We start from the raw sequence: 14438 nt of genomic DNA, 5'->3' as shown, positions 1-14438 counted from the left end.
GGCGGGTTGCTCGCCTGGGAGGCCGGCCGGCGCGCTAGACTGGGGCAGATGAAGAGAGAATTTGCCCCCGAAAGGCTCAATGTGCCCGCGTTCACCGCGGCGGCTGCCACGCTGGATGGTGCCGATCCGGTCCCGGGTTTCGCACGCCTGGTCGCCGAACTGGCGACGCCGGCCACCGACGCCGTGGTCCGCTGGGAAGCGACCGGCGAAGAGCGCCCCGGCGCCGACGGTAAGGCGACGCCCTGGCTGCACCTGGATGTCGAAACCACCGTGCCCCTGGTCTGCCAGCGCTGCCTGTCGCCGGTCGATACAGAACTGTTCGTGGACCGCTGGTTCCGCTTCGTGGCCGACGAGGCCACGGCCGAGGCGGAAGACGAGGAGTCCGATGAAGACTTGCTGGTCGTCAGCCGCGATTTCGACCTGCGCGGGCTGATCGAGGACGAGCTGCTGATGGAAATCCCCGTCATGCCGGTCCACGACGTGTGCCCGACGCCGGTGCGCCTGTCGTCCAGCGACGACGATTTCCAGGCGGCCGAAGAGGCCAAGCCGAACCCCTTTGCCGTGCTCGGCGCGTTGCGTCCGCGCAAGCCCGAAGAGGGAAAGTAGCCCTTTCTCCGTGGCTGGGCTATAATCATGGGCTTCGCGCGCGCCGCCGTGAGCAGCAATGCATACAAGGCAAAGGCAGAACGTGGCATTCCATGCATGCCGCCGGAGCTTTCGCCTCATTGCCACCGCTTGAGCCCGCATCCAGTCACCCACCTAACCGTCCAGGAGCCATCATGGCCGTCCAGCAAAACAAGAAGTCGCCTTCCAAGCGCGGCATGCACCGTTCCCACAACGCCCTGGGCGTGCCCGGCATCGCTGTCGAGCCCACCACCGGCGAAACGCACCTGCGCCACCACATCAGCCCGAACGGTTTCTACCGCGGCCGTCAGGTGCTCAAGAACAAGTCCGAAGCCTGATCTCGAATCCCAAGGCCAAGGCCCGAAGCTACTTTTGCTGTAGCGTCGGGCCTTTGTTTTGATGGCTGCGCCTTTTTCTCCCGAACTCACTGCTGCGCCCGCCGCAATCACGCTCGCCGTGGATTGCATGGGGGGTGACCATGGGCCGCGTGTCACGCTCGCGGCCTGCCGCGCGTTTCTCGAGCGGCACAGCGAAGCCTCGTTGCTGCTCGTCGGTGCGCCGGCCGCATTGGCGGGGTTTGCCGATCATCCGCGAGCCCGCATCGTGCCGGCCAGCGAAGTGGTCGGCATGGACGATCCCATCGAAATCGCCCTGCGCAAGAAGAAAGACTCTTCGATGCGCGTCGCGATCCAGCAGGTCAAGGATGGCGCGGCGCAAGCGGCGATATCTGCCGGCAACACGGGTGCATTGATGGCGATCGCGCGCTATCTGCTTAAAACGCTCGACGGCATCGACCGGCCTGCCATTGCGCCCCAGCTACCGAACGTGAAGGGTGGGGCGACCACCGTGCTCGATCTCGGTGCGAACGTCGATTGCGATGCCGAGGATCTGCTTCAGTTCGCCGTGCTGGGCTCGGCGCTCGTTTCGGCGCTGACCGGCAACGAATCGCCTTCGGTCGGCTTGCTCAATATTGGCGAAGAAGCCATCAAGGGCAGCGAAACCATCAAGAAGGCCAGCCAACTGCTGCGTGCAGCTGCCAACTCCAAGGATCTGAACTTCTACGGCAACGTCGAAGGGAACGACATTTTCAAGGGCACGACCGACATCGTCGTGTGCGACGGATTTGTCGGCAATGTGGCGCTGAAGGCCAGCGAAGGCGTCGCGTCGATGATCGGTGAGTTCATTCGCGTCGAGTTCTCGCGAAACATTCTCACGAAATTGGCGGCTATTGTTGCTTACCCGGTTCTAAAAGCGTTCAAAGGTCGTCTGGATCACCGTCGCTACAACGGCGCGGCCCTGCTCGGCCTGCGCGGGCTGGTGTTCAAGAGCCATGGCTCGGCCGACGAAGTGGCTTTCGGCCATGCGTTGGATCGCGCTTATGATGCCGCTCGCAACAACCTGCTCGATCGCGTGCGGGCCCGCATCGCCCACGCCGCGCCTTTGCTCGCGCGGCAGGAGTCGGCGGCGCCGGCCGACGCGACAGCCCTTCACGCTTGATGACCCCTTTTTCGCGCATTACCGGCACCGGCAGCTACCTGCCCCCTCGCCGCGTCACCAATGACGACCTTGCCAAGGATCTGGCGACACGCGGCATCGAAACTTCCGATCAGTGGATCGTCGAGCGCACCGGCATCCACGCGCGCCACTTTGCGGCGCCCGATGTCAGCAGCAGCGATCTCGGCCTTGAAGCCGCGAAGCATGCGCTGGAAGCCGCCGGCCGCAAGGCGAGCGACGTCGACCTGATCATCGTCGCGACATCGACGCCCGACATGGTGTTTCCGTCGTCGGCCGCGATCCTCCAGCACAAGCTCGGCATTGCCGGCTGCCCGGCCTTCGACGTCCAGGCGGTCTGCAGCGGTTTCGTCTACGCACTGACGGTGGCCGACGCGATGATCCGCACGGGCACCGCGCGCTGCGCGCTGGTGATCGGCGCCGAAGTGTTCTCCCGCATCCTCGACTTCAACGACCGCACCACCTGCGTGCTGTTCGGCGACGGCGCGGGCGCGGTGGTGCTCGAGGCCTCCGACGAGCCCGGCATCCTGGCCAGCGACCTGCATGCCGACGGCAAGCACGTCGGCATCCTGTGCGTGCCGGGCCATGTGTCGGGCGGCAACGTGCTCGGCACGCCGCTGCTGCACATGGACGGCCAGGCCGTCTTCAAGCTGGCGGTCCGCGTGCTCGAAGACGCCGCGCGCGCCACGCTCGCCAAGGCGGGCAAGACCGAGGCCGACATCGACTGGCTGATCCCGCACCAGGCCAACATCCGCATCATGGAAGGCACAGCCAAGAAGCTGAAGCTGCCGCGCGAAAAGCTGGTCGTCACGGTGCACGAGCACGGCAACACCTCGGCCGCCTCGATCCCGCTGGCGCTCGATGAAGCCGTGCGCTCGGGCAAGGTGAAGAAGGGTGAGACCCTCATGCTGGAAGGCGTGGGCGGTGGCTTCACCTGGGGCGCGGTGCTATTGAATCTGTAGTGCGTCGCGGCGCCCCGAAGCGGGCGTCGGCGCGGTGACGAAGAAACAACAATGAAATCCTTTGCTTTTGTCTTTCCGGGTCAGGGCTCGCAGGCGGTCGGCATGCTCGACGCCTGGGGCGATCACCCGGCCGTGGTCGAGACCTTGCGCGAAGCCTCCGAAGCGCTGGGCGAAGACATCGGCGCGCTGATCAGGAACGGCCCCAAGGAAGAACTGGCGCTCACCACCAACACGCAGCCCGTGATGCTGGTGGCTGGCGTGGCCGCTTGGCGTGCCTGGCTGGCTGAAGGCGGCGCCACGCCGTCCGTGGTCGCCGGTCATTCGCTGGGCGAGTATTCGGCGCTGGTGGCCTCGGGCGTGCTCACGCTCTCGCAGGCCGCGCCGCTGGTGCGTTTCCGCGCGCAGGCCATGCAGCAGGCCGTGCCGGTCGGCGTCGGCGCGATGGCGGCGATCCTCGGCATGGCGTCCGACAAGGTGGTCGCCGGCTGCGCCGAAGCCACCGCCACGTTCGGCCCCGGCAGCGCCGAAGTGGTCGAGGCCGTGAACTTCAACGATCCGATGCAGACCGTGATCGCCGGCAGCAAGGCCGCGGTCGACAAGGCCTGCGAGCTGCTGAAGGCTAACGGCGCCAAGCGCGCATTGCCGCTGCCGGTGTCGGCGCCGTTCCATTCGAGCCTGATGAAGCCCGCGGCCGAAGCCCTGCGCGAGAAGCTCGCGAGCGTGGCGTTGGCTGCGCCGCAGATTCCGGTGCTCAACAACATCGACGTGGCCGTCGAGACCGATGCCGACCGCATCCGCGACGCCCTGGTGCGCCAGGCCGCCGGTCCGGTGCGCTGGGTCGAGAGCGTTCAGGCCTTGAAACTGCGCGGTGCAACCGCCATCATCGAGTGCGGTCCCGGCAAGGTGCTGGCCGGCATGGTGAAGCGCATCGCCCCCGAACTGGAAGCCGCGTCGGTGTACGACCCGGCCACCCTCGCGGACGTCCGACAATCGCTCGCCGGCTGAACGCCGCCAGGCCCCGATACTTTTTCTCTTTTATGAGCACTCCCAAATTCGAAGGCCAGGTCGCCCTGGTCACCGGCGCAACGCGCGGCATCGGCGCTGCCATTGCACTCGAACTCGCGCAGCGCGGCCTGAAGGTCGTGGGCACCGGCACCACCGACGACGGCGCTGCCAAGATCACACAGGCGCTGAGCGCGTTCGACGGCCGCGGCCGTGCGCTCGACGTGAACGACGGCGCTGCCGTCGAAGCCCTGATCGACGAGATCGTGCAGGCTTACGGCGCGATCCACGTGCTGGTCAACAACGCCGGCATCACGCGCGACACGCTTGCCATGCGCATGAAGGACGACGACTGGGATGCGGTGCTCGACACCAACCTCAAGGCCGTGTTCCGCCTCTCGCGCGCCGTGATCCGCCCGATGATGAAGCAGCGCTATGGCCGCATCATCAGCATCACGAGCGTGGTGGGCGCATCCGGCAATGCCGGCCAGGCCAACTACGCGGCCGCCAAGGCCGGCGTGTCGGGCATGACCCGTGCGCTGGCCCGCGAACTCGGCAGCCGCAACATCACGGTCAACTGCGTCGCGCCGGGCTTCATCGAAACCGACATGACGGCCAGCCTGCCGGAAGCCCAGCAACAGGCGCTGCTCTCGCAGATCCCGCTGGGCCACCTGGGCAAGCCGGCCGACATCGCGCATGCGGTGGCCTACCTCGCATCGCCGCAGGCCTCGTACGTGACGGGGCAGGAACTGCACGTCAACGGCGGCATGCACATGTAGCCGAAAGGCGCAATCTTTTTCCGTACCGGAGCGCGGGGCAAATGCCACGGGCCGCCCGGCTAAAATCCACCAGTTACCTACAACCCTTAGAGGGAATCAAATGAGCGATATCGAAGCACGTGTCAAGAAAATCATCGCCGAGCAACTCGGCGTGGAAGAGTCCCAAGTGACGAACGAAAAGGCTTTCGTGGCCGACCTCGGCGCTGACTCGCTCGACACGGTCGAACTCGTGATGGCACTCGAAGACGAGTTCGGCATCGAGATCCCGGACGAAGACGCAGAGAAGATCACGACGGTGCAGAACGCCGTCGACTACGCCACCAAGAATCAAAAGGCCTGATCGGCCAGCTGACACTGCAACGACGGCCGGCGGCTCTTTTTTCAACCGCCCGCGCCGCTCGGCAGCTGCTCAGCGCTTCCAGAAAGGTTTGCCGGCATGACCAAACGCCGCGTCGTCGTGACCGGACTCGGTTGCATCGCTCCTGTCGGAAACACCGCAACCGAATCCTGGACCAACCTGTTGGCCGGGAAGTCGGGCATTGCGAACATCACTGCGTTCGATGCAAGCGCCTTCGCCTGCAAGTTCGCCGGTGAGGTCAAGGGTTTCGACATCACCCAATACATCTCGGAGAAAGAAGCGCGTCACATGGACCGCTTCATTCATCTGGGTCTCGCCGCCGCCATCCAGGCGGTGCAGGACAGCGGACTGCCGACCGGCGACGCGCTGTCTTATGAAAAGGCCGTGCGCATCGGCTGCAACATCGGCTCGGGCATCGGCGGTCTGCCGATGATCGAACAGACGCATGGCGAATACGCGAGCCGCGGCCCGCGCCGCATTTCGCCGTTCTTCGTGCCGGCGTCGATCATCAACATGATCTCGGGCCACGTCTCGATCAAGTACGGCTTCAAGGGCCCGAACATCGCAGTGGTTACCGCCTGCACCACCGGCCTGCATGCCATCGGCACGTCGGCACGCATGATCGAGTACGGCGATGCCGACGTCATGATCGCGGGCGGCGCCGAATCGACCATATCTCCGCTCGGCATCGGCGGCTTCACCGCGCCTCGCGCATTGAGCACCCGCAACGACGATCCCGCCACGGCCTCGCGCCCGTGGGACAAGGACCGCGACGGCTTCGTGCTGGGCGAGGGCGCCGGCGTGCTGGTGCTCGAGGAGTACGAACACGCCAAGGCGCGCGGCGCCAAGATCTACGCCGAGGTCTCTGGTTTCGGCATGACCGGCGACGCGTACCACATGACCGCGCCCGACGTCGACGGCCCGCGCCGTTCGATGGCGATGGCACTGGCCAATGCGGGTGTCAACGCCGACGAGGTCCAGTACCTGAACGCGCACGGCACTTCGACGCTGATCGGTGACCTCAACGAGACCAACGCGGTCAAGCTGGCGTTCGGCGATCACGCGAAGAAGCTCGTCGTCAATTCGACCAAGTCCATGACCGGCCACCTGCTGGGCGGCGCGGGCGGCATCGAATCGGTGTTCACGGTGCTTGCGCTGCATCACCAGAAGAGCCCGCCGACGATCAACATCTTCAACCAGGATCCGGAGTGCGATCTCGACTACTGCGCCAACGAGGCGCGCGATCTGAAGATCGACGTCGCGGTCAAGAACAACTTCGGCTTCGGCGGTACCAACGGTACGCTGGTGTTCAAGCGCGCTTGAGCGTCGCTCTCCCATGCACAGCGCACCGTCGGTGACCTATCCGGTGGGGCGCACCCGCGGCGCGACCCGGATTCTTCTGGCCCTTTGGACTCTGGGCGTCTGCTGCGCCGGCGCGGCCTGCTATCTGTTCGATAGCAATGGCTGGCGCCAGCTGCTGCTGCTCCTCAGCGTCGTCTTCTCTGGTGTCGCGGCAGGCTTCGGCCTGCGGCGGGACGGTGCGGCCACGCTGCATTTCGATGGCTTGCACTGGTCGCTGACCGGTGCCGATCCGTCGCGCGGCGTGCTCGCTGCGCGCGCCGTCGTGGCGCTCGATTTCCAGTCGCTGCTGCTGGTCCGTCTGGCCGAACCCGGCCGCGCGGCCCGCTGGGTCTGGCTCGAGCAGCGGGCCATGCCCGAGCGCTGGCGCGACGTGCGCCGTGCGGTCTACGCGCGGCCCCCGGTCGCCGAGGTGGCCGGCGACCCCTGGCGCGCGACCGCTCCGGCCGACGCGCCCTGATCCGTTTCGATGACCACTTCCTTGCCTCCCGTGCCTCCGGAGTCCGCGCTGCCCGATGAGGCGGCGCAGGCGCCGCGCCCGGGTGAGGTCGATTTCCAGCTGGTGCAGCGCACCGTCGCGGGCGACCAGAAGGCGTTCGAGCTGCTGGTCATCAAGTACCAGCGCCGCATCGAACGGCTGATCGGGCGCATGGTGCGCGATGTCGACCTGATCGAGGACATCGCCCAGGAAACCTTCATCCGCGCCTACCGCGCGCTGCACCAGTTTCGCGGCGAGGCCCAGTTCTACACCTGGCTGTACCGGATCGCCGTCAACACCGCCAAGAAGGCGCTGGTGGACATGAAGCGCGATCCGACCGTCTCCGAAAGCGCACTGCGTTCGTCCTCGGACGACGAAGATGAAACTTACCGTCCTGGAAACGAACCAACCAGCGATGAAACCCCCGAATCGGTCATGGCGGCGAACGAAATCGCCAGTGCCGTCGAGGCTGCCATGGAAGCGCTCCCGACCGAGTTGCGCCAGGCGGTCACGCTGCGCGAGATCGAGGGGATGAGTTACGAAGAGATTGCCGAGGTCATGGATTGCCCGATCGGCACGGTGCGCTCGCGTATTTTCCGGGCGCGCGAGGCCATTTCGGCCAGGGTCAAGCCGCTGCTGGACAACCAGTCCGGCAAGCGTTGGTAGATCAGCAGGTGAATGACATGAATCAGACGATGACGGTTCGGGAACAGGTGTCCGCACTCGCGGACGGCCATTTGCAGGGCGAGGCGTTCGCGCGTGCGATCGAATCCGTCTGCGCCGAGGACGACTCGCGCGACGCCTGGCACGCGTACCACGTGGTGGGCGACGTGCTGCGCTCGTCGGCGCATTCGCGCTGCAGCGACAGCTCGGCCTTCCTGGCGCGTTTCCAGCAGCGGCTGGCGCAGGAGCCGGTCGTGATGGCGCCGCCCGCGGCCGTGGCGCCGCTGGCCGCCGTGCCGGCCGCGATGCCCGTGCGACAACGCGCCGAGGCGGCCAACGAGCCGGTGTTCCGCTGGAAGCTGGTGGCCGGCGCCGCGTCGCTGATGGCCGTGGCGGCCATCAGCTGGACGCTGGTCGGCAACGGTGCCGCGGTGCCGAACGGCGGTGCCCAACTGGCCGCGGTGCAGCCGCCCGTGGCGAACTCGGTGCTCGCGGCCGCGGCCGGTGGCAGCGCGGCGCCCGGCAGCGGCGCTCTGACGCCGACCCGCGTGCTGGTCGGCAATGGCAATCCGCAGGTCATGCTGCGCGATCCGCGCCTTGACCAGCTGCTCGAAGCCCACCAGCAGGCCGGTGGTGCATCGCAAATGCCGTCCGGTTTCCTGCGCAACGCCACCTTCGAGGGCCCCACGCGCTGATTGCGCGACCGTCGCCGCCTGCAATGACCGTTGTTCACATGCCGATTTCCGCACGCACCCTGGTGCTCGCGTTTGCTGTTCTTTGCCTGGGGCAGATGGCCACCGCGCAGACCCGCTACGGTGCGGCGAACACGAAGAGCGTGCCCTCGGTGCAGACCGACGAACCGCCGGCCATGGGCGTGACCGAGTGGCTGCAGCGCATGCATGCGGGCGCACGGCAGCGCAGCTATGTGGGCACCTTCGTGGTGTCGGCCCCGGGCGGGGACCTGTCGAGCGCGCGCATCTGGCATGTGCGCGACGGCGATCACCAGCTGGAGCGCATCGAAGCGCTGTCGGGCCCGCCGCGCTCGACCTTCCGGCGCAACCGCAACGTGATGACCTTCCTGCCCGAGGCGAAGGTCGTGAAGGTCGAGAAGCGCGAGAACCTCGACCTCTTCCCCAATCTGCCCGACAAGCCCGATTCGTCGGTGGGCGACTACTACGACGTGCGCGCCATCGGCAAGGACCGCGTCGCGGGCTTCGATGCCGACGTGGTGCAGCTGGTGCCGCGCGACGGCCTGCGCTTCGGCTACCGCATCTGGAGCGAACGCCGCTCCGGCCTCGTGGTGAAGCTCCAGACCGTCGACAGCGACACCCGCGTGGTCGAGCAGTCGGCGTTCTCCGAGCTGCAGCTCGATGCGCCCGTGAAGGCGCAGGCACTGGCGCAGATGATGGCCAACACGAGCGGCTACCGCATCGAGAAGCTCGAACTCGAGCGCAGCACGGCGCAGGACGAAGGCTGGATGCTGCGCACACCCGTGGCCGGATTCAAGCCCCGAAGCTTCTTCCGACGCCCCGCGCTGCCCGCCGGCGACGGCAAGCCGCCCAAGCCCGAGGCGACCACCGTCCAGTGGACCTTCTCCGATGGCCTGGCGACGGTCTCGCTCTTCATCGAACGCTACGATCCCACGCGCACGCCGGGCGACGGCGTGCTGACCATCGGCGCCACCAACGCGATCCGCCGGCGACTGCCCGCACCGGCCAGCGACTGGTGGCTGACCGCGGTCGGCGAGGTGCCGCAGCAGACGCTCAATGCCTTTGCCCAGAGCCTCGCGCGCACGCGCTGACGGGCGATGGGCTGACGCCGTGCAGGCGTTCGGGCTGAACCAAGCCGGCGCCGGGTACTCATAGCCTCTGTCGTTATTTGCAGCTCTGTTCTTTTTGAAAGACAACCGATGATGTTCAAAGTCGAGGGACACAAGCTTCGTTCCGGTCTGCTGGCCTTTGCGCTGGCAATGACGGCCGGCGCCACTTTCCTGCCGGTCGAGTCGGTGCATGCGCAGACGCGCACGCTGCCCGACTTCACCGACCTGGTCGACCAGGTCGGTCCGTCCGTGGTCAACATCCGCACCGTCGAGAAGGTCGCGCAGCGCGGCGGCGGCAACGGCGAGATGGACGAGGAGATGCAGGAGTTCTTCCGTCGCTTCTTCGGCCAGCCGCTGCCGGGCACGCCGCGCCAGGGGCCGCGCCCGAACCGTCCGCAGCAGGAAGAAGAGCGTCCGCGCGGCGTGGGCTCGGGCTTCATCCTGACGGGCGACGGCTACGTCATGACCAACGCACACGTGGTGGAAGACGCCTCCGAGGTGCTGGTCACGCTGCCCGACAAGCGCGAGTTCAAGGCCAAGATCATTGGCGCCGACAAGCGCACCGACGTGGCCGTGGTGAAGATCGAAGCCACGGGCCTGCCCGCGGTGAAGGTGGGCGACATCTCCAAGCTGCGCGTGGGCGAGTGGGTGATGGCGATCGGCTCGCCCTTCGGCCTGGAGAACACCGTCACCGCCGGCATCGTGAGCGCCAAGCAGCGCGACACAGGCGAGTACCTGCCGTTCATCCAGACCGACGTGGCCATCAACCCCGGCAACTCGGGCGGCCCGCTGATCAACATGCGCGGCGAAGTGGTGGGCATCAACAGCCAGATCTATTCGCGCTCGGGCGGCTTCATGGGCATCTCGTTCTCGATCCCGATCGACGAGGCCATCCGCGTCAGCGAGCAGCTGCGCACCTCGGGGCGCGTGTCGCGTGGCCGCATCGGCGTGCAGATCGACCAGGTCACGAAGGACGTGGCCGAGGCCATCGGCCTGGGCAAGGCGCAGGGCGCGCTGGTGCGCGGCGTCGAAGCCGGTTCGCCGGGCGAGAAGGCCGGCGTGGAGCCGGGCGACGTCATCACCAAGTTCGACGGCAAGGCGATCGAGAAGCCGAGCGACCTGCCGCGCCTCGTGGGCAACACCAAGCCGGGTACCAAGAGCACGTTGACCGTGTTCCGCCGTGGCAGCTCGCGCGACCTCAGCGTGACCATCGCCGAGATCGAGCCCGACAAGCCCGCCAAGCGCGCAACCGACCGCGATGAGCCGGCTGCGAAGCCGTCTGCTTCCGCGGCCCTCAAGTCGCTCGGCCTCGCGGTCAGCGACCTCAGCGATGCACAGAAGAAAGAGCTCAAGCTGAAGGGCGGCGTGAAGGTCGATGCCGCCAACGACGCCGCGGCACGGGCCGGCCTGCGTGAGGGTGACGTCATCCTCGCGGTGGGCAATCTCGAGGTGGCGAATGCCCGCGAATTCGAGGCGGCGGTCGCCAAGGCGGACAAGGCCAAGTCGCTCAGCGTGCTCTACCGCCGGGGCGACTGGGCGCAGTACGCCCTGATCCGACCCGCACGCTGATACGGCGGCGGCGTCAAGTGGCCCCACCCGGCAGTCGGGTTTGGGGCCATTTTTTCGAGGTGTTTACGACGCTTCGGCGTCGGCCTCTAAAAAAATCCGGGGCCTTGAAAACGCCAAGATTTGTTTGCGATCACTAACTTATAAAATGGCTAAGGACGAATTTCGGTAGAATAGACAGCTCCTGGCGGCCAGTCAGCGCATAAAGAGGGCGATGGCCTTCACGATGCGAGATGTCACACAGCCGTCCACCGGTGCTCCACAGATCGCCCACAAGTTGTTCAGCTACTGCTCCACCGATCCTGTTGATAAGTTGTGAGTATCTTTGATGTTGTGGACCTGCAACGAGCCCTTTGGACCCTGTTCCCGGATGTACGTGCTTCCCTTTTTGCCTACAATGAAGTTCCAACTACTGCAGTTGCCATTGCTTGTTGGTTCAGGGCGCGTCTCCAGAAGACGCGCCCTTTTTTCTTGGCCCCGCCCCTCGGCGCCCGAGCCAATTCAAGTACTTAAGCGTTCCCGTTGATGAATCACATCAGAAATTTTTCGATCATTGCGCACATCGATCATGGCAAGTCGACGCTCGCAGACCGTTTGATCCAACGTTGCGGCGGCCTCGCGGAACGCGAGATGGAAGCGCAGGTGCTCGACTCGATGGACATCGAAAAAGAGCGTGGGATAACCATCAAGGCGCAGACCGCCGCGCTGCACTACAAGGCACGCGATGGACAGGTCTACAACCTCAATCTGATCGACACGCCGGGCCACGTCGACTTCTCGTACGAAGTGAGCCGCTCGCTGTCCGCGTGCGAAGGCGCATTGCTCGTTGTCGACGCATCGCAAGGCGTCGAAGCGCAGACGGTGGCCAACTGCTACACCGCGCTCGACCTCGGCGTCGAAGTGATCCCGGTGCTCAACAAGATCGATCTGCCGAATGCAGACCTCGACAACGCGCGCACTGAGATCGAAGACGTGATCGGCATCGATGCGACCGACGCGATTCCGTGCTCCGCAAAAACCGGTGTCGGCATCGACGACATCCTCGAGACCATCGTCGCGCGCATGCCCGCACCGCGCGGCAATCCCGACGGCCCGCTGCGCGCGATGATCATCGACAGCTGGTTCGACCCGTACGTCGGCGTCGTGATGCTGGTGCGCGTGGTCGACGGCCGCCTCGTGAAGGGCGAGCGCATCAAGATGATGGCGTCGGGTGCGATGTACAACGCCGACAGCATCGGCGTCTTCACGCCCGCCAACGAAGCGCGCGCGTCGCTCGAAGCCGGCGAGGTGGGCTACATCATCGCGGGCATCAAGGAGCTGCAGGCGGCCAAGGTCGGCGACACGGTCACGCTGATCCGGCCCGGCACTGGTGGCGCGGCCGCCACGGCCACCGAGGCGCTGCCCGGCTTCAAGGAAATCCAGCCGCAGGTGTTCGCGGGCCTGTACCCGACCGAAGCCAGCGAGTACGACTCGCTGCGCGACGCGCTCGAGAAGCTCAAGCTCAACGATTCGTCGCTGCGCTACGAACCCGAAGTGAGCCAGGCGCTGGGCTTCGGCTTCCGCTGCGGCTTCCTGGGCCTGCTGCACATGGAGATCGTGCAGGAGCGCCTGGAGCGCGAGTTCGACCAGGACCTGATCACGACCGCGCCCAGCGTGGTCTACCAGGTGGTGCGCAACGACGGTGAAGTGATCATGGTCGAGAACCCGTCCAAGATGCCCGACGTCGGCAAGATGGCGGAGATCCGCGAGCCCATCGTCACCGTGCACCTGTACATGCCGCAGGAATACGTCGGCTCCGTCATGACGCTGGCCAACCAGAAGCGTGGCGTGCAGCTGAACATGGCCTACCACGGCCGCCAGGTCATGCTGACCTACGAGATGCCGCTGGGCGAAATCGTGCTCGACTTCTTCGACAAGCTGAAGTCGGTGAGCCGCGGCTACGCCTCCATGGACTACGAGTTCAAGGAGTACCGCGCCTCCGACGTGGTGAAGGTCGACATCCTGCTCAACGGCGACAAGGTCGATGCGCTGTCGATCATCGTGCACCGCAGCCAGTCGCAGTACCGTGGCCGGGCCGTGGTGTCGAAGATGCGCGAGATCATTTCGCGCCAGATGTACGACGTGGCGATCCAGGCGGCCATCGGGGTCACGATCATTGCGCGTGAGACAATCAAGGCACTTCGCAAGAACGTGCTCGCCAAGTGCTACGGCGGCGACATCTCCCGCAAGAAGAAGCTGCTCGAGAAGCAGAAGGCGGGCAAGAAAAGAATGAAGCAGATCGGCTCCGTCGAAGTCCCGCAAGAGGCCTTCCTCGCGATTCTGCAGGTCGAAGACTGATCACCACGAACATGGCATACCTCACCACCCTGGTTCTCGCGGCGTTCGCCAGCTACGTCGGCGCCTGGTATTTCGGCGCGCTCGAAGGCAACTTCGCGCTGCTGCTGTTCGTGGCCACGGTGGTCACCGGGGTCTACTGGCTGGCCGAGCGCTTCTACTTCCTGCCGCAGCGCGAACGCGCCGCCGCCACGCTCGAGAGCTCCATCGCCGAACGCAACACGCGGCTGGCGGGGCAGGGCATCACCCAGGTCGACACCACCGACGCCAAGGCCAGCGAGCGCCTGCTGATGCAGCCCTGGTGGCTCGACTGGACGGCGGGCCTGTTCCCGGTGATCCTGGTGGTGTTCCTGCTGCGCTCGTTCCTGTACGAGCCCTTCAAGATTCCCTCGGGCTCGATGATGCCCACGCTGCTGACCGGCGACCTGATCCTGGTCAACAAGTTCACCTACGGCCTGCGCCTGCCGGTCGTCAACACCAAGCTCACCGACGGCACGCCGCTGGCGCGCGGCGACGTGGTGGTGTTCCGCTACCCGCCCAAGCCCAGCATGGACTACATCAAGCGCGTGGTCGGCATCCCGGGCGACGAGGTGGCCTACCTGAACAAGAAGCTCACGATCAACGGCCAGCCGGTGGGCAAGGCCCCGATCGCCGACTACCTCGATGGCGAGTCGATGCGCATCCTGAAGCAGTTCGACGAAGACCTCGGCGGCAAGCAGCACAAGATCCTCAACGACGAGAACGCCCCCGCCTTCGTGCCGGGTGCCAGCGACTTCCCGTTCCGCGAGAACTGCCGCTACTCGGTCGAGGGCGTGGTGTGCAAAGTGCCCGAAGGCAACTACTTCATGATGGGCGACAACCGCGATAATTCGGCCGATTCCCGTTTCTGGGGATTCGTACCGGACAAGAACATCGTGGGCAGGGCCTTCTTCGTCTGGATGAACTTCGGCGATCTCGGTCGCATCGGTCCGTTTCAATAATT

The 14438-nt window shown here is 65.8% G+C and carries 15 protein-coding genes; all 15 read left to right on the top strand.

Features of this window, described 5'->3' with window-relative positions; genetic code table 11:
• Nucleotides 1-48 precede the first annotated feature (48 nt).
• Entirely contained in the window at nucleotides 49-606 is a 558-nt protein-coding gene (locus AC07O4_RS14635) for a YceD family protein (protein ID WP_095746469.1), read from the top strand.
• 173 nt (nucleotides 607-779) lie between these two features.
• On the top strand, nucleotides 780-962 hold the full coding sequence (rpmF, locus tag AC07O4_RS14630; RefSeq protein WP_057592299.1) for a 50S ribosomal protein L32: 183 nt from the start codon (nucleotides 780-782) through the stop codon (nucleotides 960-962).
• Nucleotides 963-1023: 61 nt separating this feature from the next.
• On the top strand, nucleotides 1024-2121 hold the full coding sequence (plsX, locus tag AC07O4_RS14625) for a phosphate acyltransferase PlsX (RefSeq protein WP_139702424.1): 1098 nt from the start codon (nucleotides 1024-1026) through the stop codon (nucleotides 2119-2121).
• The gene (locus AC07O4_RS14620) at nucleotides 2121-3098 is read left to right on the top strand and encodes a beta-ketoacyl-ACP synthase III (protein ID WP_070062242.1); all 978 of its coding nucleotides are present in this window, start codon (nucleotides 2121-2123) and stop codon (nucleotides 3096-3098) included. The genes plsX and AC07O4_RS14620 overlap by 1 nt, the downstream gene beginning before the upstream one ends.
• Before the next feature lie 51 nt (nucleotides 3099-3149).
• A complete protein-coding gene (gene fabD, locus AC07O4_RS14615) occupies nucleotides 3150-4103 on the top strand; it encodes an ACP S-malonyltransferase (RefSeq protein ID WP_495304926.1) in 954 nt (317 codons plus the stop codon).
• A gap of 32 nt (nucleotides 4104-4135) precedes the next feature.
• The gene (gene fabG / locus AC07O4_RS14610; protein WP_062475549.1) at nucleotides 4136-4879 is read left to right on the top strand and encodes a 3-oxoacyl-ACP reductase FabG; all 744 of its coding nucleotides are present in this window, start codon (nucleotides 4136-4138) and stop codon (nucleotides 4877-4879) included.
• Between the two features lie 100 nt (nucleotides 4880-4979).
• A complete protein-coding gene (acpP, locus tag AC07O4_RS14605) occupies nucleotides 4980-5219 on the top strand; it encodes an acyl carrier protein (protein ID WP_007830471.1) in 240 nt (79 codons plus the stop codon).
• A gap of 96 nt (nucleotides 5220-5315) precedes the next feature.
• Nucleotides 5316-6560: a beta-ketoacyl-ACP synthase II gene (gene fabF, locus AC07O4_RS14600; RefSeq protein WP_307694820.1), complete on the top strand. Its 1245-nt coding sequence runs from the start codon at nucleotides 5316-5318 to the stop codon at nucleotides 6558-6560.
• Between the two features lie 13 nt (nucleotides 6561-6573).
• A complete protein-coding gene (locus AC07O4_RS14595) occupies nucleotides 6574-7056 on the top strand; it encodes a hypothetical protein (protein ID WP_062475543.1) in 483 nt (160 codons plus the stop codon).
• Nucleotides 7057-7065: 9 nt separating this feature from the next.
• A complete protein-coding gene (rpoE, locus tag AC07O4_RS14590; protein ID WP_235926394.1) occupies nucleotides 7066-7740 on the top strand; it encodes an RNA polymerase sigma factor RpoE in 675 nt (224 codons plus the stop codon).
• A 17-nt stretch (nucleotides 7741-7757) separates the two neighbouring features.
• Nucleotides 7758-8432, top strand: coding sequence for a sigma-E factor negative regulatory protein (locus AC07O4_RS14585; RefSeq protein ID WP_495304925.1), 675 nt, complete (start codon nucleotides 7758-7760; stop codon nucleotides 8430-8432).
• A 38-nt stretch (nucleotides 8433-8470) separates the two neighbouring features.
• Entirely contained in the window at nucleotides 8471-9538 is a 1068-nt protein-coding gene (locus AC07O4_RS14580) for a MucB/RseB C-terminal domain-containing protein (RefSeq protein ID WP_495304924.1), read from the top strand.
• A gap of 108 nt (nucleotides 9539-9646) precedes the next feature.
• A complete protein-coding gene (locus tag AC07O4_RS14575; protein WP_070062247.1) occupies nucleotides 9647-11125 on the top strand; it encodes a DegQ family serine endoprotease in 1479 nt (492 codons plus the stop codon).
• A 522-nt stretch (nucleotides 11126-11647) separates the two neighbouring features.
• Nucleotides 11648-13459: a translation elongation factor 4 gene (lepA, locus tag AC07O4_RS14570; RefSeq protein WP_070062248.1), complete on the top strand. Its 1812-nt coding sequence runs from the start codon at nucleotides 11648-11650 to the stop codon at nucleotides 13457-13459.
• A gap of 11 nt (nucleotides 13460-13470) precedes the next feature.
• Entirely contained in the window at nucleotides 13471-14436 is a 966-nt protein-coding gene (gene lepB, locus AC07O4_RS14565; protein WP_062475534.1) for a signal peptidase I, read from the top strand.
• Nucleotides 14437-14438: the final 2 nt, after the last annotated feature.

The sequence above is a fragment of the Variovorax sp. GW821-FHT09D04 genome (genome assembly GCF_059416405.1).
This window is presented reverse-complemented; position numbering and strand designations above follow the sequence as displayed.